Below are 22,231 nucleotides of genomic sequence, written 5' to 3' on the forward strand. Positions count from 1 at the left end.
GCTGTGCCGACCTCGATGCAGACTGCCGACCCCGCCAGCGCACTGCCGACCTGGGCACGACACCGACCCGCCGGGTGCGCCCCCGACGCCTACGGGCTGACCTTGCGGCGGCTCAGGCCGCCGACGTCAGGGAGCCCGGCCCCGGTACCACGGCGACGGCGTCGGGCCCGATCTCGCGCCCGCCCTCGGTCACGAACGCGACCCGGACGGGCTCGCCCGTGGCCTCCTCGACGTACCTCACCGACGGCCCGAAGCCTGACGGGCGGTACTCGTCGCCCCACTCGACGAACGCCGCGAGCACGGTCTTGAGCCGGCCCCCGGCCTCGGTGAGCACGTACTCGTCCCGCTGGCGCTGACCCGCGTCGCGGTACGGCCGGCGTTCCAGCACGCCGCCCTCGACCAGCGTCTCCAGCCGCGCGGTGAGCACGTCGGGGGCGATGCCCAGGCGCGCCCGGAAGTCGGCGAACCGTGTGACGCCGAAGAAGGCCTCGCGGACCACCAGCAGCGTCCACTTCTCCCCCAGGATCTCCAGGCTCCGGGCCACGGAGCAGCGGGCGTTGCGTTCGCGGGGCGTTGTGCTCATGCCCACATCCTACCTAGGTTGTAGATTCCAATCCAGGTGCTAAGTTGTGAATCCCAACTCAGATGGGAGTTCCTCCGATGACATTCACCTGGGCGGCACGCGGCAGCCGCTGGGCGGCGGCCGCCGCCGTGGCCCTCGCCCTCTGGGCGTCCGCCGCGCCGACGCTCGTCTACCCGGTCTACGCCGCGCAGTGGCACCTGACGACGGCGGTCACCACCACGGTGTTCGCCGCCTACCCCGTCGCCCTGATCGCGACGCTCCTGCTGCTCGGCGGGCTCGCGGAGACCGTGGGCAACCGCGGCGCGATCCTCGCCGGCCTCGCCTTCCTGGGGCTCGGCGGCCTCACGTTCCTGCTCGCGCCGAACCTCGCGCTGCTGCTCGTGGGGCGCGCGCTGATGGGCGTCGGGGTGGGGCTCAGCCTGGGCCCGGCCACCAGCGTCATCGCGGCGGCCGGGTCGGACGACGACCGGGACCGCACCGGCGCCGTCACCGCCGGGGCGTCCGCGGTGGGGCTGATCACCGCGCTGCTCGTGGGCGGCGCGACGGTGCAGTTCAGCACCAACCCGCTGCACGCGGGCTACGGGGTGCTGCTCGCCGGCGTCGTCGTCGCCGTGGTCGCGGCCTGGTTCCTCCGGCGCCGCCCGCGCACCGCGGCGCGCCGCTGGCGCCCGCGCCCCCTCGCGGCACCGCGGCACCGCCGACCGTTCCTGGCGGGCGCGCTCGGCGTCTCGGCGGCCTACGCGCTCGGCGCGATCTTCCTCGGTATCGGCGCCCAGTTCGCCCGCGACACCGTGCGGTCCGACGACGCGTTCGTCAACGGCGTGGTGCTGGCGCTCTCCGCGGCCGCCATCGGGGCGACCGCCCTGGTCGCCGGCCGGCTGCGGGAGTCGACGGCCCTGCGCCTCGGCGCCGTCGCCGCGCTCGCCGCCCAGGGCCTGATGCTCGTCGCGGGCAGCACGCACTCGATGCCGCTGCTGGTCGCGTACTCGCTGGTGGGCGGCGCCGGCTACAGCCTGCTGTTCTCCGGCGGCGTCACGCTGGTCACCCGCAGCGCGAGCCCCGAGCACCGGGCCGCGACCACGTCGTCCGCCTACCTCGTGGCCTACCTCGTTCAGGCCGCCGTCGCCCTCGTGGTGGGCCGCCTGGCCACCGGGCACGGGCTGCAGGTCGCGCTCGTCGTGGGCAGCGCCGTCGTCGCCGCGCTGGCGCTGGCCGCCGTGCTCACCGTCCGCGCCCGGGTCGCGGCGCCCGACGCGGCCGCCGTCGACAACCTCCGAACCGACACCGCACCGCACACCCTCATGAAAGCGAGCTCGTGATGACTTCCCTGAAGAACGCCGTGGTCCTGGTCACCGGCGCGAACGGCGGCCTCGGCCGCGCGTTCGTGGCCGAGGCCATCCTGCGGGGCGCCGCCAAGGTCTACGCCAGCGCCCGCACCCCGCGCGAGTGGACCGACGCCCGCGTGGTGCCGCTGGCCCTCGACATCAACGACCCCGCCTCCGTCGCCGCCGCGGCCGAAGCGGCCGCCGACACGACCGTCCTGGTCAACAACGCCGGGATCTCCGACGGCGGAAAGCCCACGCTGACCACGCCGCTCGACGACGTCCGCGCCGTGTTCGAGACCAACGTGTTCGCCCAGCTCGGCGTCACGCAGGCGTTCGCGCCCGTGCTGGCCCGCAACGGCGGCGGCGCGATCATCAACATGCACTCCGCGCTGAGCTGGTTCGCCATGGGCACGTACTCGGCGACCAAGGCCGCGTTCTGGTCGTTCAGCAACGCGCTGCGCGTGGAGCTGCTGGGCCAGGGCACGCACCTGCTCGGCGCCCATCTCGGCTACACCGACACGCCCATGACCGAGCGGCTCGACGTGCCGAAGGAGGACCCGCGCGACATCGTCGCCGCGATCCTCGACGGGCTGGAGGCCGGTGAGCCCGAGGTGCTCGCCGACGACACCAGCCGCCGCGTCAAGGCCGCCCTCTCGGGCCCGCTGACCGACCTCTACCCGCAGCTCCAGACCGCCTGAGCCCCCACGTGTCGGACGTACAGGTCCCCCGGGGGACCTGTACGTCTGACACGTGCGTCAGGCCGGAGGGAAGCGGACCGTCGCGACCAGGCCGCCGTCCGTCCGGGGCGTGAGCAGCAGCTCCGCGCCGTGCGCCCGGGCGACCGACGCGACGATCGACAGGCCGAGCCCGCTGCCGGCGGCACGGTCCGGACGCCGCGTCCGGGCGTCGGCCCGCACGAACGGCTCGGCCAGGGTGGGGACCACCGCGGGGTCGATCGGCGCCCCGGTGTTCTCCACGACCAGGGTCGGACGACGTCGCTCGTCGAGCCCGGTGCGCACCCACACCTGGCCGCCCGAGGCGAGGTTGTGCCGCGCGGCGTTGCCCAGCAGGTTGCCCGCGAGCTGCCCGAGCAGCACCGCGTCGCCCCGGACCGGCGCCTCCTCCAGCGCGACGACGAGGTCCGGTGCGCCGGGCCCGTCCAGGTCGGACGACGCCGCGACCGCCTCGCGCAGCACGCCGGCCAGGTCGACGCGCTCGGACCGCAGTCCCTCGTGGTCGAGCCGCGCGAGCTGGAGCAGGGACTCGACCATCACGATCGAGCGGTCGTTGGTCTCCTGCAGCCGGCGCAGCAGGCGGTCGACGTCGCGCCCCTCCGGGTCGGCCTGCGCCACCTCCAGCAGCGCCTTGATCACCGTGTTCGGGGTGCGCAGCTCGTGCGAGGCGTTGGCCGTGAACCGGCGCTGCTCCGCGAAGGACTGCTCCAGCCGGGCGAGCATCATGTCGAACGTGTCGGCCAGCCGGCGCAGCTCGTCGTCGGGCCCCTCCAGGTCGATCCGGTGCGCGAGCGAGCCCTGCGCGGCGAGGGCCGCCGCCGCGCCGATCCGGTCCAGGGGCCGCAGCATCCGGCCCGCCAGGAGCCAGCCGCCGACCAGGCCGACGAGCGCGAGGAAGCCGATCGCCGCGGCCGACAGCGGGACGGCGACGTCGAGCAGGTCGGACCGGCTGGGCGCGAAGCCCCCGCCGTCCTGGACCATGAGGTTCTCGTCGGGCACGTACCGGAGCACCAGCAGCAGGGCGGCGAACAGGGCCGTCCCGGCCAGGACCAGGAACCCCGCGTAGCTGAGCGTGAGCCGCAGCCGCACGGACAGCCCGGCGCGCCGCCGCCGCAGGCCGGGCGCGGTCACTGCTCCCCGAACCGGTACCCGACGCCGGGCACGGTGTGGATCAGCCACGGGTCGCCCAGGCGCTTGCGCAGGGTCGAGATGGTGATGCGGACGGCGTTCGTGAACGGGTCGGCGTTCTCGTCCCAGGCGCGTTCGAGCAGCTCCTCGGCGCTGACCACGCCGCCGCGCGCGTCCATCAGCACCTGGGCCACCGCGAACTGCTTGCGGGTCAGCGAGACGTACCGGCCGTCGCGGTAGACCTCGCGGCGGTACGGGTCCAGGCGCACGGGGCCGAGCTCCAGCACCGGCGGGGTGGCGGCCTCGGGCCGCCGCGCCAGGGCGCGCAGCCGCAGCACGAGCTCGCGCATCGCGAAGGGCTTGGTCAGGTAGTCGTCGACGCCGAGCTCGAAGCCGGTCACCTTGTCGGTGAGCTCCCCCGCGGCCGTGAGCATGATGACCCGCACCCCGGGGTGCTCCGCAACGACCCGGCGGGCCACCTCGTCCCCGTGCACCACGGGGACGTCCCGGTCGAGCACCACGGCGTCGTACGGCGTCGCGGCGACCAGGTCGAGCGCCGTGCCGCCGTCGTTCGCGATGTCCGCGGCGATCGCCTCCAGCCGGAGCCCGTCCCGGATCGCCTCCGCGAGATAGGGCTCGTCCTCCACCACCAAGACGCGCATGTCAGCACACGCTACCGGCGGGCACATATCGGCGGCGTATGGAGAACCGGAGACGCCCTGGCAACGTGCCGCCCGGTGGGCTGGTGCCCATGACCAGACAAGAGCTCGCTCATCCGCCGGCGTACGGCAACCGTCCCGCCCGGCACGTCCCCCGCCCCGCGCGCCGCCGGTCCGGCCGCCCGGTCGCGTTCCTCCTCGTGGCCGCCGCGGTGGTGCTCGTCGCCGTGTTCGGCGTCTACCCCCTGCTCGACCGCACCGACCAGCCGGTGGTCCAGGCCGTCGACCGGGCGCTGGACGCGGCCCGGTCGTCCGACCAGGCGACCGGCGTGGCCGGCGGCGACATCCCCGACGGCGCGGCGACCCTCGACGACGACCTCCCGGCGATCACCGGCCTCGACGCCGCGCTCACCGACGCCGTCCGCGCGGCCGCCGACGACGCCGCGGCCGACGACATCGACTTCTGGGTCACCAGCGGCTGGCGCAGCCCCGCCTACCAGCAGCGGCTGCTCGACGAGGCAGTCCGGGAGTACGGCAGCCTGGACACCGCGCGCGAGCGGGTCAGCACGCCCGAGCTGTCCGAGCACGTGCACGGCAAGGCCGTCGACATCGGGCCCACCGAGGGCGCGTACTGGCTCATCCAGCACGGGCCGGAGTACGGGCTGTGCCAGGTGTACTCCAACGAGATCTGGCACTTCGAGCTGCGCACCGAGCCGGGCGGCACCTGCCCGGCGCTGCTCGAGAACGCGGGCGGGTGAGGCAGGCCGGCCGGGACCGCCCGGTCAGGCGAGCGACGCCCGGGCCAGCCGGCCGCGCACGCCGCCGTCGGTGAGCGTGCCGACGTCGTCCACCCACTGCTCGACGCCGCCGCGGTGCGGCAGGGCCCGCACCTCCGGGTCGGTGACGGCGGCGCGGAGCGCGCCCGCGACGTCGCGCAGGCCCGTGAACGGCCGGTCGTAGAAGTCCTCGCACACCGGGCCGTCCAGCGCGGGCAACCTCACGGCGCGCTGCCGCGCGTGCAGCGCCTCGCACGCCTCGCGCAGGGCCGCGTCCCGCTCCGGCCAGGAGCCGGCCGCGAGCGCCCGCGCCAGGGCGTCGGCGACGGGCGGCGCGCCGGGCAGCCGCCCGAACAGGGTCCCGGCCCACTTGGGGTAGGGCGGCCAGTGCCGTTCCAGGAGGAAGCCGAGGCGGACCAGCGAGGTGGCCAGGCGGGCGGCGAGCAGCCGGGAGCCGAGGTCGTCGCCGCGCTGGCCGGTGCGCCCCACGAAGGGCAGCTCCTGCCCGACGCGCGTCCACTCGGCGGCCAGCACGTGCAGCCACACGTCGTGCGGGTACCAGGCGAGCCGCTCGCGCAGCGCGCTGATCTCGCCGGGCCCGTCCTCGAACACCGGCCCGGCCGTGACCTCCAGCACGGCCTGCCCGGTCAGGGACAGCCAGTCGGTCGCGCCGAGGTCACTGCCGGGGCCGCCGCCGAGGTCGAGCCCCGTGCGGGAGCGCACGAGGCCGACCGGGTCCGAGACCTCGACCCGGTGCCGGACGGCCGGGTCCCAGGTGACGGGGAACGCCGTCGGCAGGCCGCGGTAGGACGCCGGGAGGGTCGCGGCGAGCACCTCGTCGGTCTCGGTGACGCGGTCGGCGGGGACCAGCAGGGTCAGCCGCAGGCCCCAGTCATGGTCGCGCGAGGTGTCGTCGTCCAGGCCCAGCACGTCGGACCCGGAGCCGAGCCGGGCGGCCGCGCGCGGCAGGCCGGGCAGCTCCCGCTCCAGGACCGGCCGGACGACGTCGGACCAGTAGGCGCGGGCGAGCTCGGTTCCGGACATGCGGTCAACCTAGGAGCCGGGGCCGGGCCGGTCCAGGTGATTCGGTGCGCGCCGGACCGCGTGCCCACCGCACGCTCACCGCACGCTGGCGGTGACCGCGCGGGCCGTGAGGCAGGTCCAGCCGCCCACGTAGATGCGGTCGCCGTCGGCCAGCCAGCGGCGCTCCCCCGGGCGCAGCGGCTCGGTGGGCAGGGCGTCGCCGCGCGCGGCGACGTAGGTGCCGTTGGCCGAGCCGAGGTCGACGACGCTCCAGCCGGACTCGGTCCAGGCGATCTCGCAGTGCCGGCGCGAGACGCCGGTGTCCTCGCACACGATGTCCGGCACGACGCCCCGGCTCCGCGACGCCCGGCCCACCACGAGGCGGTCGCCGGTCAGCGCCACCACGGCGTCGGAGGACGACGTCGGGGTGAGCCGGTCCTCCGGCGACTGCTCCGCCGACCACTCGTGGTCGGAGCTGACCTCGACGGCCCAGGCCGTCGGCTCGCTCTCGGCCCGCAGCGGGCGCACGGCGGGCAGGACCACGCGCGGCAGCGTGATGGAGTCGTCCGGGCGGGGTGCCGACCCGATGCGGACCGCCAGGAGCGGCACGTGCTCCTGGACCGCGTTCGGGTGCGCGGCCAGCATGCGCGCCAGGGCCAGCGAGCCGTCCAGCGGCAGCCCGGCGCTGGGCCGCACCTGCACGTCGCCGCGCTTCTCCGTGAGGTGCCGGAGCACCAGCGACCGGAACGTCGGCGCGTGCAGCAGCAGCTTGCCGGTGGTGACGGCGACCGGGACGACGCCGGGGTGGCTCAGCACCGCGCACAGCCCGTCCGCGAGCGACCGGGCCGCCTCGTCGAGGATCTCGCGGCAGGCGGCGTCGCCGTAGTCCGCGGCGGTGATGACCTGCGGCGCGAACCCGGCGAACTGGGAGACGTCGGTGACCGACGTCCAGCGCTCCCGCCGGCCGAAGTGCTCCTCGGCGGCCCGGACCAGGCCCGGGGAGGCGCCCATGCGGCGGCCGTCCATCGCCCGGGCCGCGGCGTCCAGGCCGCGCCGGCCGATCCAGGCCCCGCCGCCGTTGTCCCCCACGTGCGGGCCCATGCCGTCGGCGAGGTGCCAGCGCCCGATGTCGTCGCAGGCCACGGCGACGGCGCCGGTGCCGACGGCGAGCGTGGCGCCCGACCCGGTGCCGAGCGCGCCCAGGTGCGCGGTGACGGCGTCGCTGGAGACGGCCGTGGAGCGGGTGCGCAGCTCCTCGGCCAGGATGTCGTGCACCCGGTTGGCGTCCAGCGCCCCGGAGTGCGTCATGGAGCGGAAGCCACGCATCCCCACGGCCGCGGCGGAGACCCGCGGGCGCCCGCCGAACTGGGCGGCGAACCCGCGGCACAGCTCGCGCACCACCTCCGGCACGGTCGACCGGCCGCCGACGATCGTGGCGGGCGGCCCGGTGACCTCGTACGACCTGCCGGCCCGGGACGCGGCGAACCGCAGGCGCGAACCCGTGCCGCCGATGTCCACGCCAACCACTCGAACGTCCACCTCGGGACCCTTTGCCCCGCCCAGCTGACCAGTCACAATCGACACCGGCACATATTCACCCGGTATGCCACCTCGCGCATGTGTCGGCTGTCATACGGCATTCGATCGTCCCCGGGCGGCGCGCGGCCGCCGGCGGGCCCGGACGACGAGGGCGCCGGCGCCGAGCACGAGCACCGTCGGGCCGGCGCCGGACCGGGGCACGCCGGTCACGTGACGACCTCTCGGTTCGTGCGTGGCACCGGCGCCTCCGTCTCCGCCGCGCCTCTGGGGTGCGCGGGCGCTTCGACCGTACGAACGAGGCCGGGGGCCGACCACCGGGGCGCGGGCGGATTTCACAGGACGGAAATCCGGCGCCGGCCGGCCCGGCGCCGAGGACCGGCGGCAGGACGCGCGGGGCGGCGTCACCCGAACAGGGTGACCCACGCGCGCCGGCCCACCGCCGACGATAGGGCCGTGCGCAACCAACGCCCGCCGTCCCACGGCGGCCCCTGATGTCCGCCCTCGCCGTGCTGGTGGTGGGGCTGATCCTGCTGCTCGCGGGGTCGCTGTCGGTGCGCCTGGCGGTGCTGCTGGCCGGGTTCGGCGTGTCGTGGACCCTCGCGGTGGCCATGGACGCCGACACCGGGACGGCCCTGCTCATCGGGGTGGCCGGTGCGGTCCTCGCGTTCCTGATCACCCTCATCGCGGCCCGGCTGATGTTCTTCGTCTGCGGCCTGTGCGTCGGCGCCGTGATCGGCGCCAAAATCTTCGTGCTGGTGCAGGGCGGCACCGCGGACGTGCTGCTCGCGGTGATCCTGATCCCGGCCGTGGCCCTGCTGTGCGCGTTCCTGGCCCGGCGGCTGGGGCGGCGGTTCCTGGTCTGGGGCACGGCGGCCGGCGGCGCCACCCTGGTCCTGTCCGCGGTCGGCCGGCTCTGGACCGACGCCGGACAGCTGTGGCAGCCCGAGACCGGCGGCGGCGTGCTGCTGTTCCTGGCCCTGTGGGTGGTGCTCGCCGTCATCGGCGCGATGGTCCAGAAGCGCGGCCTGGGGTCGCGCACCGACCAGGCGGAGGCGTAGGCGCGCCCGATTCACCGGGAACGGGTGAGGCCCACCGCCCCGCGGCGCGGTGGAGTGGCAGCGTCAGGCAGCACGCGCGCCCGAAGGAGACGTCGATGTCCCAGTCCACCCTCACCGCCTGGAAGTTCGAGACCGCCGACGGCGCGGAAGCGGCGGCGAAGACGATCCAGCAGCTCGCCAAGCAGAAGCTCGTCACGGTGCACGACGCCGCGACCGTCCGGTGGGAGGTCGGGGCCAAGAAGCCCAAGACCCACCAGCTGTCCTCGCTGACCGGCGCGGGAGCCCTCGGGGGCGCCTTCTGGGGGATGCTGTTCGGCCTGCTGTTCTTCGTCCCCCTGCTCGGCGCCGCGATCGGCGCCGCCACCGGCGCCCTGAGCGGCGCGCTCGCGGACGTCGGCATCGACGACGGGTTCATCAACCGCGTCCGGGACAAGATCACGCCGGGAACCTCGGCGCTCTTCATCCTGTCCTCCGACGCCGTCGTGGACAAGATCCGGGACGCGTTCGCGGGGCAGGAGACGCCCGAGCTCGTGTTCACCAACCTCAGCACCGAGCAGGAGGCCGCGCTGCGCGAGGTCTTCGGCGAGGAGCGACAGACCGCCGAGGAGGCATCATGACCAGCGCATCCGGGGCCGAGCCGGCCCAGGGCACCTACCCGGGCGGCAGGGGCGGCCCGATCGAGTACGGCGAGACCAGCTCCGCGGCACTGACCACCGCGGCGTTCGCCGGGGTCATGCTCATCATGGTCTCCGTGTTCCAGATCCTCCAGGGGATCGCGGCGGCCGCCGCGGGCACGGTGTACGTCACGGGCGCGGAGTACGTCTTCCAGCTCGACGTGTCCACGTGGGGCTGGATCCACATCGTCGTCGGCGCGCTCGCGCTGGCCACCGGTATCGGCGTCCTGGCGACCCAGACGTGGGCCTATGTCCTCGGCATCATCCTGGCCGCGGTCTCGTGCCTCACCAACTTTGCATTCATACCCTATTACCCAATTTGGAGTCTCGTCGTCATTGCCTTTGATGTCGCCGTAATCTGGGCATTGTCCACACTTATCGCGAACCGTAGATGACCACCCCGAGAAATGGGTGATTCCCAGCGGCCCGGAGGCATCGCCCCACGATGGCGGGCATCATGACGAATAAGCGCACATCCCGTCGTCGGTGCCCGCGGTCGTCGACGCGACATTCTTGACCGGGCTTCCCGGAGGGAATGCGTGAATGCCAGGCCGGTGCCGTACCGACGTCACCGGCCGGTGGCCAGGGGGCGGCCGCCGCACTTCACGTCGAGTGAGGAAAATGCGGAATGCGCGCGAACCCGAGCCCTGTCGTCCACCGTGGCGGAAACACCACGCCCCACGTGACCCGGACGGCGCACGGCCCGCGCACCACGCCGCGGCGGGCGGTCGACGACGACCACCTGCCGCGGCTGCCGCGCATATACGTACCGCGGCTGCGGCTGTGGCAGCGGCTCGACGAGGCGACCGAGGGGGCCGTGACCCTCGTGGTCGCCCCGGCCGGGGCCGGCAAGACGCTCGGCGTGACGGGCTGGCTGCGGCACGCCGCCCCGCCGCACGCCGCCCAACCCGTCTGGATCACCGCCGACGAGTCCTGGACGCCCGAGCAGATCGACGCCGTGCTCGACGGCGCGGGGTCGCCCGCCGGTCCCGGGAGCGCTCCGGCGCTGGTCGTGGTGGACGACGCCCACCTGCTGCCGCCGTCCGCACTGCGCCGGGTCGACGAACGGCTGAACAACACGCCCGAGGCCATCCGGGTGCTGCTGCTGAGCCACTGGGTGCTGCCCCTGACGAGGCTGGTGCCGGAGCTGCTGGGCAACTTCACGCTGCTGCGGGGCGACCTGCTGCGGCTGAGCGACGCCGAGAACACGGCGCTGGTCTCGGCGCACGCCCGGACCGGTGACCGGCAGGTGGTGGACGCCGTGGCACGGCAGGCGGAGGGCTGGTGCGCGGCGGCCGTGCTCGCCGCCCGGGACCTGAGCGGCGCGCCGGACCCCGTGGCCGCGGCCCGCCTGCTGTCGAACGACGTCGCGCCCATCGCCACGCTCGTCGCGGGCGAGGTCTTCAGCACGCTGACACCGCGGCAGCGGCACCTGCTGCTGGCCATCGCCGGCGACGGGGTGGTGAGCGTGCCCGCGGCGGCCCACCTGACCCACGACCAGCACGCGGGCGAGATCCTCGCCGAGCTGGAGGACACCGGTCTGCTGGTGATGCGCGAGGAGCACGGGTGCCCGCCGGCGCCGTCGGACGAGGTGCAGGCGACCGGGGGCTTCCGCGTGCACCCGCTGCTGGCGGAGGTGGTCCGGCGGCAGCTCGCCGCGGGCGGCGTCGACGCCGCGCGGGCCCGCTCCACGGTGATCCGCGCCGTCCGGCTCGACATGGCGCGCGGCAACCTCTCCGAGGCATTCGCGCGCCTCGTGCGCGTGGGCGCGCCCACCGAGGCCGCCGACGTCCTGGCCCGCGACGGGGTGCGCATGGTGCTCAACCAGTGCGAGCACGACGACGTGGGCGAGTTCGTCCGGGCGCAGCCCGAGATCGTCGACCACCGGCCCGACACCTGGTTCGCCATCGCCCTGGACTGCTGGGTGCGGGACGACCTGGAGGGCGCGCGGCACTGGGGCGACCGGCTGCTGGCGGACCGGCGGAAACGGTCCCCCACCTGGCTGACCGGCGGGTCCGACGGGCTGGACGCGACGGTCGCCTGCGTGCGCCTGTGGCGCGTGGCGCTCGGGCTCGAGCCGGCCTACGCCGCCGTCGGGCACGCCAAGCGCGTGGTGGTCGCCTCCCAGACCCGGCCGGCCGTGCGCGAGGCCAACGCCGGCGTGCTGCCCGTGCTGGCGGCCGAGCTCGGCGTGACGCAGAACTGGCTCGGCGAGCTCACCGAGGCCGAGACCAGCCTGACCCTGGCCGTCAGCCTGTCCCGCAGCAAGGGGCTCGCGCCGCTCGGCGTGCACGCCCTGAGCCACCTCGCCTTCACGCAGTACATGCGCGGCCGGGAGAACGCGTGCGTCGAGCTGGCCGGCGAGGTGCTCGTGGCCGCCGACGCGCCGGGGGCCCGCACGCTCCCGTTCGTCACCGCGCGGGCCGGGCTCGCCCGGCTGCTCGCGCGCCTGCTCGACGTCCCCTCGCCCACCGGGCCGGCCGAGGCGCAGGTGATCGACACCCGCTGCCACGGCGCTGACCTGTGCACCCGGTTCTGGTTCCGCGTCTGGGACGCCCGCCAGGCCGTCCTGGCCGGCGACGTGATCGACGCCCGGCGCATCCTCGCCACCCCGCGGGAGAGCCCGCGCCTGACCGACGACCAGCTCCCCGAGCACCTGCGGGTCGCGCTGCTGGTGGAGCAGGCGTTCGTGGCGGTGCTCGCCAGCGACCGCGACACCCTCAAGTCGCTGCACGGCACGCTCGACGCGCTCGGCGCCGTCGGCGAGGCGGCGCTCGTCCAGGGCCTGCGCGCCGACCGCGAGGGCGACCGCCGGGGCGCGGCGGTCGCGTTCGAGGCCGCCGCCGCGGACGCCGCCTACTCCCAGCCGCCCACCCGGGCGCTCGCGCTGGTGTGCGAGGCACAGATCCTGGACGCGCTGGGCGACCCGAGCAGGTCGCAGGACCGGCTGGTGGAGGCCATCTCGGTGACCGAGGCCCGGCGCAACGCCGCGCCCTTCTTCGGCTGGGCCCGCCAGGGCACGCCCATCGCGACGCTGCTGCACCGGCTCGTCGAGCACCCGGCCGGCGCCTGGGTGCACGAGCTCGCCGCGACGTCGGCCGACCGGCCCGACGTGACGGTCCTGTACGCGTCGATGACGGCGACGCCCCGCGAGCTCGGCGAGGTGAGCATGGCCCTCGTGCCGCCGGCGCTGAGCCCGCGCGAGCGCGAGGTGCTCAACGAGCTGGCCCGCGGCGCCACCTACGCGGACATCGCGGCAGCCCTGTTCGTCTCGGAGAACACCGTCAAGACGCACGTGTCGAGCCTGTACACCAAGCTCGCGGCGTCGCGGCGCAGCGAGGCGCTGAAGATCGCGCGGAGCTTCCGGCTGCTGTGACGCGGGATCTCAGCAGTCCAGCTCGGACACCACGTCGTCGCGGGCCGTCTTCACCCCCGCCGCCTCGTCCTGGAGCGTGCTGAGCGCACCGGCAACGGTCGCGTCACCTGCGACGTCGTCGACGGCCTTCTGGAGGCCGGCCCACGCCTCGTCCAGCTCCTCGGAGCGGTCCTGGACCACCTCGGTCGCCGCCGAGTCGAACGTCTGCCACGCGGAGCTGAGCTCGTCCCGCGCTGCCCGGACGTCGTCGACCGTCGCGTCGGGGGTGAGCGTCGACCGGAAGTCGTCCAGCGCCGTGGTGAGGTCGTCGGCCGCGCCGCACGCCTGCGCGGTGTTCTCCTCCGCCGTGTCGCCGCCGGAGCACGCGGCCGTCCCCAGGAGCATCAGCCCCACCAGCACTCCTGCTGTCCGCCTCATGTCATGCCTTCTTCCGTGGGTAGCGGGCACCGGGTCAGCCGAACACGACCGCCCAGTCGTCCTTCATGCTCACCGTGGTCCAGCCGAGCCGGTCGGCCGTCGCCGTCACGGGCTCCGTGGCCGCCAGGGTCTGGGCCTGGCTCGCGTAGGCGAACTCCCGCTCGGCGTCGTCGTGGTCCACCAGCAGGGAGAGGTGCGGCCCGTCGCCGGCTGCCGCCCACTCCAGGAGCTCGTGGTCGCCCGCCGAGTTGCCGGCGGCGAGCACCGGGGGCCGGCCGAGCTGGGTCTGGATGTTCGTCACCTTGGCCGGGCCCTCGTTGACGTCGCCCAGCACCCGGCCGGTGCGCCGCAGGACGGGCCGCCCGTGGGAGTTCTGGCCGAGGTCGTAGGCGATCATCGTGCCGACCACCCGCTCGGGCGGCACGCCGTACAGCTCCTGGCTGACGGCGCGGACGAACTCGGTGCCGCCGCCCGTGACGACGCCGACGGTGAAGTCCTGCGCCCGCAGCGCGTCCAGCAGCTCGAGCATCGGCCGGTAGCGGACCTTGCTCAGGGGGTGGCCGAGCGTGGGGTGGGCGCCGGAGCGGAGGAACTCGCGCACCTCGCTCGTGAACGCCCGCGGTTCGAGCCCCTGGAAGAGGCCGGCCAGGGCGAGCGCGATGCGTTCGAGCCCGATCTCCCCCACCGCGGCGGTGTCCCCGGCGAGCACGGCGCGGAACTCGGCCTCGCCCGCGAGCGCCGGGTCGTCGCGCACCCGCCGCCGCAGCGCGTCGACGTAGAACTCGTACTGCACGTAGGTGGGGCGTTCGCACCACAGCGTGCCGTCGTTGTCGAAGTAGGCCACGCGGTCCTCGGGCGGGATGCCGGGGGCCTCGGCGAGAAAGCTGAGCACGGCGTCCCGCGTGGGTCCGGGCCGCCAGGACGGGAGCTGGTCGCTCATGGCAGCACCTCCAGGAGCGTGGCGCCGGACGGCGGGCCGGCCGCGGCGTCGGCGCGCACGCAGCGGAAGCCCACGTGGCTCATGCCGGTGTCGACGGCCTGGGGCCGGCGGGCGGCGGGCCGGTAGCGGCGGCAGTAGGTGTCGGCGCACAGGAACGACCCGCCCTTGATGACCTTGCGCGGCACGGCGAACTGGGGCTGGCGCGGGTCGCGGCTGGCCTCGGCCTCGCCGCCGCGCGGGTTGGCGGGCGCGCAGCAGGCGTCGGCCGCCGCGGGGTGCCGCTCGGTCCACCAGTCGTCGGTCCACTCCCAGACGTTGCCGGCCATGTCGAACAGGCCGTACCGGTTGGGCGGGAACGAGCCCACGGGGGCGGTGCGGGTCCAGCCGGACCCGCCGGTGGACCGCCACGGGAAGTCGGGGCCGTCCCAGGTGTTCGCGAGCAGCCGGCCGCCGGGCCGGGCCTGGTCACCCCAGGTGAACTCGGCGCCGTCGAGCCCGCCCCGGGCGGCGTACTCCCACTGCGCCTCGGTGGGCAGGCTCGCGCCGGCCCACTCGGCGTAGGCGGCGGCGTCCTCGTGGGCCACCTGGACCACGGGGTGCTCGCCGCGCTCCTCGATCCCGGAGCCGGGTCCCTCCGGGTGGCGCCAGGAGGCCCCCGGGACCCAGGTCCACCACAGGCTGAGGTGGCGCAGGTCCACGGGGCCGCTGGTCGGCGTGAACACCATGGAACCGGGAGCGAGGTTCTCGGGCGGCGCGCCCGGGTAGAGCGCCGGGTCCACGGGTCGCTCGGCCACCGTTACGTACCCGGTGGCGGCGACGAACGCGTCGAACCGCTCGTTGATGACGGCGTAGGGGTCGATCCGGAACCCGTCGACCCGCACGGGGTGCGCGGGCGCCTCCTCCGGGTAGTGCTCGTCCGAGCCCATCGTGAACAGCCCGCCGTCCAGCCGGACGAGGTCGGCGGTGCGCGCGTCGTGGTCCGTGTGGGTGGTCATGCGCTCGGCAGGCCTGACTGGAGCTTGGCGAGCACCTGTTTCACGTTGAAGCTCGCCGGCGCCTGGCGCGCGGGGAACTCGGCCAGCGTCGTGAGCATCCGGGCCACGTACGCCTGGGCGGGCACGAGGATCCAGGCGTGGTCCAGCATCCAGTCGAAGTAGGAGTTGGACGTGATGTCGGCGCGCTCGAACGGGTCGGTGCGCAGGTTGAAGATCTTGGGCGCGCGCAGCTCGACGTAGGGTTCCAGCCAGACGTCGAGGGTGCCGGGCGCGCGCTGCTCCAGGAACACGATCTTCCAGTTGTCGTAGCGCAGCGCGGTCAGGTCGCCGTCGTCGGACACGTAGAAGAAGTGCTCGCGCGGCGAGTCCTCGGTGGCGCCCGTGAGGTAGCCGAGCTGGTCGTACCCGTCCAGGTGCACCTTGTACCGGGTGCCGCTCAGCTCGGTCCCGTCGCGCAGCCGGCCGACGACGTCGGGCTCGCCCGCGGCCGCCAGCAGGGTGGGGAACCAGTCCGCGTGGCTGAACAGGTCGTTCAGCACCGTGCCCGGTTCGACGCGGCCCGGCCAGCGCACCATCGCCGGCACGCGGTAGGCCCCCTCCCAGTTGGAGTTCTTCTCGTTGCGGAACGGGGTCATCCCGGCGTCGGGCCAGCTGTTCATGTGCGGGCCGTTGTCGGTGGAGTAGATGACGATGGTGTCGTCGGCGATGCCGAGCGCGTCGAGCTCGTCCAGCAGGCTGCCGACGACGTCGTCGTGGTCGAGCATCGTGTCGTGGTACTCGGACTGCCACCGGCCCGCCCGGCCCTTGCTCTCCGGCTTGCCGTGGGTGCGGAAGTGCATGTGGGTGGAGTTGAACCACAGGAAGAACGCCTGGCCGGCGTTCGCCTTGTCGCGCATGAAGCCGATCGCGGCGTCGCGGAACTCCTCGTCGACCGTCTCCATCCGCTTGCGCGTGAGCGGTCCGGTGTCCTCGATGCGCTGCGTGCCGTCCCCGTTCGCCCAGGAGTGCAGCACGCCGCGCGGGCCGAACCGCTCGCGGAAGTCCGGGAAGTCCTCCGGGCGCGGGTAGTCGTCCTGCTCGGGCTCCTCCTCGGCGTTGAGGTGGTAAAGGTTGCCGAAGAACTCGTCGAACCCGTGCATGGTCGGCAGGTGCTCGTCGCGGTCCCCGAGGTGGTTCTTGCCGAACTGGCCGGTGGCGTAGCCCTGGTCCCTGAGCGCGGTGGCGATGGTGGGGTCCTCGGCCTGGAGCCCGACCTGGGCGCCCGGCATGCCGACCTTGCTCAGCCCGGTCCGGTAGGGGTTCTGCCCGGTGATGAACGCGGCGCGGCCGGCGGTGCAGCTCTGCTCGCCGTAGTAGTCGGTGAAGCGCGCGCCCTCGTCCGCGATCCGGTCGATGTTCGGGGTCCGGTAGCCCATCACGCCGTCGGAGTAGGCGCTGATGTTGCTGATCCCGATGTCGTCACCCCAGATGACCAGGATGTTCGGTGTCTCGGCCACGATGTCTCCTCGGAGTCGGCGCACACTGCCTGACCCTCATGCTCGGCAGGCACGGCCGGGCGGTACTCCCCCAGAACGGGTGAGTTGCACCGCCCGGCCGCTCAGGCGCTCAGCCGCTCACTCGTAGCGCAGCGAGGAGATCGGGTCCTGCCGGGCGGCCCGCAGGGCGGGCAGCGTGCCAGCCAGGAACGCGATGGCCATGACGCCCAGCACGACGGCGGCGACCGTGACCGGGTCGAACGCGATGAGCGTGAGCCCGGGGAGGTTCGCCAGGAGGTCCCCGGCCACGCCGCCCACGAGCTGCCCGACGCCGATCGCGGCCAGCACGCCGAGCGCGCTGCCGACCAGGCCGATCACCACGGCCTCGATGCTGAACAGCGCGAAGACGCGGGCGCTGGACAGCCCCATCGCCTTCATGAGCCCCACCTCGCGGGTGCGCTCCTGCACCGCCATGAAGAGGGTGTTGACGATGCCGATCCCGGCCGCGACCAGCGCGATCACCGCGAACCCGTTGAGCACCAGCACGATCGCGTCGATCACCGAGGTGATGGTGCCGAGCTGGTCCTCCAGGGTGCTGGCGGTGTAGCCGGCGTCCTCAAGCCGGTCCGTCAGGGCCTGGGTCGCCTCGTCGCCCGCCGCGGCGTCGAACGAGACGGACGCCTGGGCGTACCGCGTGGTCTCGGCCTCCGGCGCCCCCGTGGTCTGCAGGTCGTAGAGCGTCTCGGCGAGCGTGTCGTTGGGGATCGCGCCGGCCATGCTGATCACGCCGGGCTCCGCGATGCCGACCACCTCGGCCTCGGTGGTGACCTGCGTGCCCGTGCCGTCGGTGACGGCCAGCACCACGGTCTGCCCGACGGCGTCGGCCGCGCTGCCCAGGCCCAGCGGCTCCAGGTAGCTCTCGGGCAGCACGACCTGCGGGTCGGCGGCGTCGAGGTCGACCTGGGTGCCGGAGGCGAGCTCGACCTTCATTCCCGGCACGAACTGCGAGATCGAGAGCTGGAGCTTGTCGCCGCCGTCGTGCTGGACGTAGTCGGTCGTCACGTTCTTGACCGGCTCGACGGACAGCACGCCGTCGATGCCGGCGATCGTGTCGATGTCGTCGTCGGTCAGGGCGGTCGCCGTCGCCCCCGGCGGGCCCTCGACGGCGATCTGGTCCGGGTCGTACTCGGCGGGGCCGCCGTCGGCCGGGGCGTCCTCGTTCGTGGCGGTGACCGTCATGACGTCGTCGACGCCGACGGAGGCCACCGTGTCGTCGATGTACCGGTTGATGCCGGTGCCCAGGCCGTTGGTCAGCGAGAGCGTGAACGCGCCGATGAAGATCGCCAGGACGGTCAGGCTGGTGCGCAGCCGCGAGCGGAACGCGTTCCGGAACGCGCTGGTGACGACGTCGCCGGCCCTCATGCCGCCACCTCCGCGCGCGCGATCAGCCCGTCGCGGATGTACAGGCTGCGGTCGCAGCGCGAGGCGAGCTCCTCGTCGTGCGTGACGACGACCAGGTTGATGCCCTGGCTGCGGTTCAGGTCGAACAGGATGTCCTCCACGACGGCGCCCGTGGCGGTGTCCAGGTTGCCGGTCGGCTCGTCGGCGAAGATCACGCGCGGCCGGTTGATCAGGGCGCGGGCGATGACCACGCGCTGCTTCTGCCCGCCGGACAGGTCGTTGGCCCGGTTGCCCGCCTTGTCGTCGAGCTCGAGCTGGGCCAGGGCGGCCATCCCCCGGGCGGTCCGCTCCCGCCGCGGCACCCCGGCGATCTTCAGCGGCAGCGTCACGTTGTCCAGCACGCTGGCCTGGGCGTTGAGGAAGAACTGCTGGAACACGAACCCGAAGGCGCTGTTCCGGGTGCGGTTGAGCTGCTTCGCGGACAGCCGCGACGTGTCGGTCCCGTCCAGGGTGATGGAGCCCGAGGTGGGCCGGTCGAGCAGGGCGAGCAGGTGCATCAGGGTGGACTTGCCCGACCCGCTCTTGCCGACGATGGCCAGGGACTCGCCCTGGGCGATGTCCAGGTCGAGGCCCTTGAGCGCCTCGAAGGCGCCGGGCCCGGACCCGTAGGTCTTGCGCAGGTCATGGACGGAGATCAAAGGGGGCGCCACGTCGGCCGCCTCTCTCGTTGGTGCCGGAGCTGACAAGAGCGACTCTGGTCGAGCACGGGCGCGAGCGAATCGGCCCAGGGATGACTCCTGGGTACCCCGCTGGTACCACGTCGCGCCCCGGGCTACTCCCAGACGGCGATGCTGCGGCGCACCGGCACGGTGCCGTCGTCGGCGGCGAAGAGCTCGGGCGAGCGGCGGCGGGTCTTCTCGATGTCGTCGAAGACGGCGCGCAGGTGCGAGCGGAGGCTGTCGCGCGCGCTGGAGATGTCGCCCGACACGACCGCGTCGAGGATGGCATGGTGCTCGTCCACGAAACGGCCCACGCCGTTGGTCTCGTGCAGGCCGAGCCGTCGCGCCCGGTCCAGGTGGCCCTTGGCCGCGACGACCGTCGACCAGGCCCTGCCGTGCCCGCTGAGCCGCAGCAGGCCGTGGTGGAACGCCTCGTCGAGCGCGAAGAACTTCTCGATGTCGAGCCCGGGCTCGCGCTGCTGCTCCAGGTTGGCGCGGAGCTCGGCGACCACGTCGGGGTCGAGGGCCTCGGGGATGTCGTCGAAGGCGGCCAGCTCCACCGCCTCGCGGAGGAACTGCGCGTCGGCCACGCGCTCGGCGTCGACCCGGGAGACGAACGAGCCGACCTTGGGGAAGACGCGGACCAGGCCCTCCTCGCCCAGGAGGATCAGGCTCTCGCGCACCGGCGTGCGGCTGACGCCGAGGGCCGCGGCCAGCTCGTTCTCCGACAGCGACGCGCCGGGAGGCAGCTCGAGGGTGAGCACCTTACGGCGCAACGTCTCGTAGACGACGCTGCGGTTGGACCGGGTCGAGGCTTGCCCCATGCCCGGAGTCTAGACGAGACGGCGCCCGGTCCCACGCCGGCGGAGGTTGACACCGACTTGTGGACGCTGCTTACATACAAGACCTGCCACACATCGGCCACGCGCGCCGTTCGGACAACGACGTCAGTCAAAGAAGTCAAGGAGCACCTCCCATGGCGGAAACCGCTATGACCTCACCGGGTAACACTTCCCCGGGCAACGCAGTGACCCGGTCGACCAAGGACCTCACCCGCGCCGCCGTGTCCGGCTGGCTCGGTACAGCGATGGAATTCATGGATTTTCAGCTCTACTCGCTGGCGGCCGCGATCGTCTTCAACCAGATCTTCTTCCCCGGCGTCAGCCCCGCCATCGCGCTCATCGCGGCCATGGCCACCTACGGCGTGGGCTACGTGGCCCGGCTCGCGGGCGCCGTCTACTTCGGGCGGATGGGCGACCGCATCGGACGCCGCAAGGTGCTGTTCCTGACCATCGCGCTCATGGGCGTCTCCACGACGCTGATCGGCGTGCTGCCGACCTACCAGATGATCGGCATCACCGCGCCGATCCTGCTGGTGGTGCTGCGCCTGGTCCAGGGCTTCGGCGCCGGCGCCGAGATCGCGGGTGCCACCGTGATGCTCGCCGAGTACGCGCCCGTCAAGCGCCGCGGTCTGGTCGCCTCGCTGGTCTCGCTCGGCACCAACTCCGGCACGCTGGCGGCGTCCGCCCTGTGGGCGCTCCTGCTGGTCGTGCTCAGCGAGGAGCAGCTCCTGTCCTGGGGCTGGCGCCTGCCGTTCCTGCTCAGCTTCGTGCTGATGATCTTCGCCGTCTGGATCCGCCGCAACGTCAAGGAGAGCCCGGTCTTCGAGGCCCGCCCCGACGTCGTCGACGGCGTTGCCCTGACCCGTGCCGAGGTCAAGGAGGCCGAGACCGCACCCGTGCTGGAGGCCGCACTCTCCCAGCGCAAGGGCAAGGCGTTCTTCCTGGCCCTTGCGCTGCGGTTCGGCCAGGCCGGCAACTCCGGCCTGGTGCAGACCTTCCTGGTCGGCTACATCGCCACCAGCCTCGCCATGGACCGGGCCCTGCCCACCGAGGCGATCATGTGGGGCTCCATCGCGGGCTTCGTCACCGTGCCGCTGGTCGGCATGCTCGGCGACCGGTTCGGCCGGCGCGCGATCTACACCGCGCTGTCGCTGCTGACCATCGCGTTCGCGTTCCCGATGATGCTGCTGATCACGAGCGGCAGCACCGCCGCCCTGCTGTTCGGCATGATCGCGGGCCTCAACCTCGGTGTGCTGGGCCTGTTCGCCCTGGAGAGCGTCACGATGGCCGAGCTGTTCGGCGCCCGCACCCGGTTCACGCAGCTCGCCCTGTCCAAGGAGATCGGCGGCATCCTGGCCACCGCGATCGGCCCGGTCATCGCCGCGTCGCTCACCGCGGCGACCGGGAGCTGGTGGCCCATCGCGGCGATGCTCATCGTCTACTCCACGATCACGCTGGTGGCCGCGCGTCTCTCCCCGGAGACCCAGGGCCGCGACCTGGTCCAGCTCGAGGACGCCGCATGAGGGCCGTCGTCGTGCACGGCGCCCGGGACCTGCGGGTCGAGGAGCGCCCCGACCCCGTGGCCGGACCCGGCGAGGTCGTCGTCGCCATGGAGTGGGGCGGGGTCTGCGGGTCCGACGTCGCCTACTGGAAGAACGGCGCCTCCGGCACGGCCGTGCTGCGCGACCCGCTGGTGCTTGGCCACGAGGTGGCCGGGCGCGTGGTCGCCACCGGTCCGGGCGTCACCGGCTGGGCCGAGGGCACGCCCGTCACCGTGCACCCCGCGACCGCCACGGCCGACTCCGTGCTGCCGGACCGGCTCGCCGGGCGCACCAACCTGCACTCGCAGGTGCGCTACTTCGGCTCGGCCGCCTTCCACCCCCATACCGACGGCGGGTTCAGCGAGCTGCGGGCCGTCCCCGCAGCCCAGCTCCGCCGTCTGCCCGACGGCGTCGGCACCGAGCTGGGCGCGCTGGCCGAGCCGCTCGCCGTGGCGATGCACGCGGTACGCCGGGCCGGCGCCGTCGTCGGGCGCGACGTGGTGGTCAACGGCGCGGGCCCCATCGGGTGCCTGGTCGTGGCCGCCGCGAAGCACGCCGGCGCGGCGTCCGTCACGGCGGCCGACGTCTCCGACACGTCGCTGGCCGTGGCCAAGGAGCTCGGCGCCGACCACGTGCTCAACGTGGCCGGCGGCGACGCGCTGCCGCAGGACAGCGAGCTCGTGTTCGAGGCCTCCGGGGCGCCCGCCGCGCTGGGCGGCGTGCTGCGGGCCACGGCCCGCGGCGGCACGCTCGTCCAGGTGGGCAACCTGCCCGGCGCCGCGGCCCCTGCGGCCCTCGGCGACCTCGTGACCCGCGAGATCACCTGGGTCGGGGCCTACCGGTTCGTCGAGGAGATCAGCGACGCGCTCGCCGCCCTCGGCGACGGGCTGGACGTGTCCGGCGTGATCACGCACCGGTTCGGCATCGAGGACGCCGGCGCGGCGCTGGCGGCCGCCGCCGGGCCGGGCAGCAGCAAGGTGCTCATCCGGCTGGGCTGACCGCACGCGACGGCCGGGCTGACCGGCC

General features: G+C 74.0%; 21 protein-coding genes. 9 read left to right on the plus strand and 12 right to left on the minus strand.

Features of this window, described 5'->3' with window-relative positions:
• Window positions 1-112: 112 nt before the first annotated feature.
• Window positions 113-583, minus strand: coding sequence for a winged helix-turn-helix transcriptional regulator (locus ACFU5G_RS02850; protein ID WP_377240576.1), 471 nt, complete (start codon window positions 581-583; stop codon window positions 113-115).
• A gap of 77 nt (window positions 584-660) precedes the next feature.
• On the opposite strand from ACFU5G_RS02850, the gene ACFU5G_RS02855 reads away from it, so the two are divergent.
• Together ACFU5G_RS02855 and ACFU5G_RS02860 are read left to right on the plus strand one after the other, a co-directional pair.
• Window positions 661-1,902 carry an MFS transporter gene (locus ACFU5G_RS02855; protein ID WP_377240578.1) on the plus strand — a complete coding sequence of 414 codons (1,242 nt, stop codon included), beginning with the start codon at window positions 661-663 and terminating at the stop codon, window positions 1,900-1,902.
• Entirely contained in the window at window positions 1,902-2,606 is a 705-nt protein-coding gene (locus ACFU5G_RS02860; RefSeq protein ID WP_377240580.1) for an SDR family oxidoreductase, read from the plus strand. The genes ACFU5G_RS02855 and ACFU5G_RS02860 overlap by 1 nt, the downstream gene beginning before the upstream one ends.
• Before the next feature lie 57 nt (window positions 2,607-2,663).
• Here the strand turns inward: ACFU5G_RS02860 and ACFU5G_RS02865 are convergent, their stop codons facing one another.
• Together ACFU5G_RS02865 and ACFU5G_RS02870 are read right to left on the minus strand one after the other, a co-directional pair.
• Window positions 2,664-3,773 (minus strand): sensor histidine kinase, encoded by a 1,110-nt coding sequence (locus tag ACFU5G_RS02865; protein ID WP_377240582.1) that lies wholly within the window; start codon window positions 3,771-3,773, stop codon window positions 2,664-2,666.
• Window positions 3,770-4,432, minus strand: coding sequence for a response regulator transcription factor (locus tag ACFU5G_RS02870; protein ID WP_377240584.1), 663 nt, complete (start codon window positions 4,430-4,432; stop codon window positions 3,770-3,772). Before ACFU5G_RS02870 ends, ACFU5G_RS02865 begins: the two co-directional genes overlap by 4 nt.
• 89 nt (window positions 4,433-4,521) lie before the next feature.
• On the opposite strand from ACFU5G_RS02870, the gene ACFU5G_RS02875 reads away from it, so the two are divergent.
• Window positions 4,522-5,187, plus strand: coding sequence for a M15 family metallopeptidase (locus ACFU5G_RS02875; protein ID WP_377240586.1), 666 nt, complete (start codon window positions 4,522-4,524; stop codon window positions 5,185-5,187).
• Window positions 5,188-5,211: 24 nt separating this feature from the next.
• Here ACFU5G_RS02875 and ACFU5G_RS02880 read toward each other — a convergent pair whose 3' ends face one another.
• Window positions 5,212-6,249 (minus strand): DUF4037 domain-containing protein, encoded by a 1,038-nt coding sequence (locus tag ACFU5G_RS02880; protein ID WP_377240588.1) that lies wholly within the window; start codon window positions 6,247-6,249, stop codon window positions 5,212-5,214.
• Between the two features lie 75 nt (window positions 6,250-6,324).
• On the minus strand, window positions 6,325-7,767 hold the full coding sequence (locus tag ACFU5G_RS02885; protein WP_377240590.1) for a BadF/BadG/BcrA/BcrD ATPase family protein: 1,443 nt from the start codon (window positions 7,765-7,767) through the stop codon (window positions 6,325-6,327).
• 491 nt (window positions 7,768-8,258) lie between these two features.
• Here ACFU5G_RS02885 and ACFU5G_RS02890 point away from each other — a divergent pair, with 491 nt between their 5' ends.
• The 4 genes from ACFU5G_RS02890 (at window position 8,259) to ACFU5G_RS02905 (ending at window position 12,875) form a co-directional block, all read left to right on the plus strand.
• Window positions 8,259-8,825 (plus strand): hypothetical protein, encoded by a 567-nt coding sequence (locus ACFU5G_RS02890; protein ID WP_377240592.1) that lies wholly within the window; start codon window positions 8,259-8,261, stop codon window positions 8,823-8,825.
• A gap of 95 nt (window positions 8,826-8,920) precedes the next feature.
• Window positions 8,921-9,442: a DUF1269 domain-containing protein gene (locus tag ACFU5G_RS02895; protein WP_121381720.1), complete on the plus strand. Its 522-nt coding sequence runs from the start codon at window positions 8,921-8,923 to the stop codon at window positions 9,440-9,442.
• Window positions 9,439-9,894 (plus strand): hypothetical protein, encoded by a 456-nt coding sequence (locus ACFU5G_RS02900; protein ID WP_377240594.1) that lies wholly within the window; start codon window positions 9,439-9,441, stop codon window positions 9,892-9,894. Before ACFU5G_RS02895 ends, ACFU5G_RS02900 begins: the two co-directional genes overlap by 4 nt.
• A gap of 287 nt (window positions 9,895-10,181) precedes the next feature.
• Window positions 10,182-12,875, plus strand: coding sequence for a LuxR C-terminal-related transcriptional regulator (locus ACFU5G_RS02905; protein ID WP_377240596.1), 2,694 nt, complete (start codon window positions 10,182-10,184; stop codon window positions 12,873-12,875).
• 9 nt (window positions 12,876-12,884) lie between these two features.
• Here the strand turns inward: ACFU5G_RS02905 and ACFU5G_RS02910 are convergent, their stop codons facing one another.
• The 7 genes from ACFU5G_RS02910 to ACFU5G_RS02940 form a co-directional block, all read right to left on the minus strand.
• Window positions 12,885-13,292 (minus strand): hypothetical protein, encoded by a 408-nt coding sequence (locus tag ACFU5G_RS02910; protein ID WP_377240598.1) that lies wholly within the window; start codon window positions 13,290-13,292, stop codon window positions 12,885-12,887.
• 34 nt (window positions 13,293-13,326) lie between these two features.
• Complete coding sequence (locus tag ACFU5G_RS02915) at window positions 13,327-14,232, minus strand: HAD family hydrolase (RefSeq protein WP_377240600.1); 906 nt, start codon at window positions 14,230-14,232, stop codon at window positions 13,327-13,329.
• A complete protein-coding gene (locus tag ACFU5G_RS02920; protein ID WP_377240602.1) occupies window positions 14,229-15,227 on the minus strand; it encodes a formylglycine-generating enzyme family protein in 999 nt (332 codons plus the stop codon). Before ACFU5G_RS02920 ends, ACFU5G_RS02915 begins: the two co-directional genes overlap by 4 nt.
• Entirely contained in the window at window positions 15,224-16,723 is a 1,500-nt protein-coding gene (locus ACFU5G_RS02925) for an arylsulfatase (protein WP_377240604.1), read from the minus strand. The genes ACFU5G_RS02920 and ACFU5G_RS02925 overlap by 4 nt, the downstream gene beginning before the upstream one ends.
• Before the next feature lie 117 nt (window positions 16,724-16,840).
• Complete coding sequence (locus ACFU5G_RS02930; RefSeq protein ID WP_377240606.1) at window positions 16,841-18,124, minus strand: ABC transporter permease; 1,284 nt, start codon at window positions 18,122-18,124, stop codon at window positions 16,841-16,843.
• Window positions 18,121-18,813 (minus strand): ABC transporter ATP-binding protein, encoded by a 693-nt coding sequence (locus ACFU5G_RS02935; protein ID WP_377240608.1) that lies wholly within the window; start codon window positions 18,811-18,813, stop codon window positions 18,121-18,123. Before ACFU5G_RS02935 ends, ACFU5G_RS02930 begins: the two co-directional genes overlap by 4 nt.
• A 122-nt stretch (window positions 18,814-18,935) precedes the next feature.
• Window positions 18,936-19,646: a GntR family transcriptional regulator gene (locus ACFU5G_RS02940; protein WP_377240610.1), complete on the minus strand. Its 711-nt coding sequence runs from the start codon at window positions 19,644-19,646 to the stop codon at window positions 18,936-18,938.
• Between the two features lie 152 nt (window positions 19,647-19,798).
• Here ACFU5G_RS02940 and ACFU5G_RS02945 point away from each other — a divergent pair, with 152 nt between their 5' ends.
• Entirely contained in the window at window positions 19,799-21,187 is a 1,389-nt protein-coding gene (locus ACFU5G_RS02945; protein ID WP_377240612.1) for an MFS transporter, read from the plus strand.
• Entirely contained in the window at window positions 21,184-22,203 is a 1,020-nt protein-coding gene (locus ACFU5G_RS02950; RefSeq protein WP_377240614.1) for an L-idonate 5-dehydrogenase, read from the plus strand. The genes ACFU5G_RS02945 and ACFU5G_RS02950 overlap by 4 nt, the downstream gene beginning before the upstream one ends.
• Window positions 22,204-22,231: the final 28 nt, after the last annotated feature.

Origin of the sequence: Promicromonospora sp. NPDC057488, from assembly GCF_042802395.1 — a bacterium.
Taxonomy (GTDB): domain Bacteria; phylum Actinomycetota; class Actinomycetes; order Actinomycetales; family Cellulomonadaceae; genus Promicromonospora.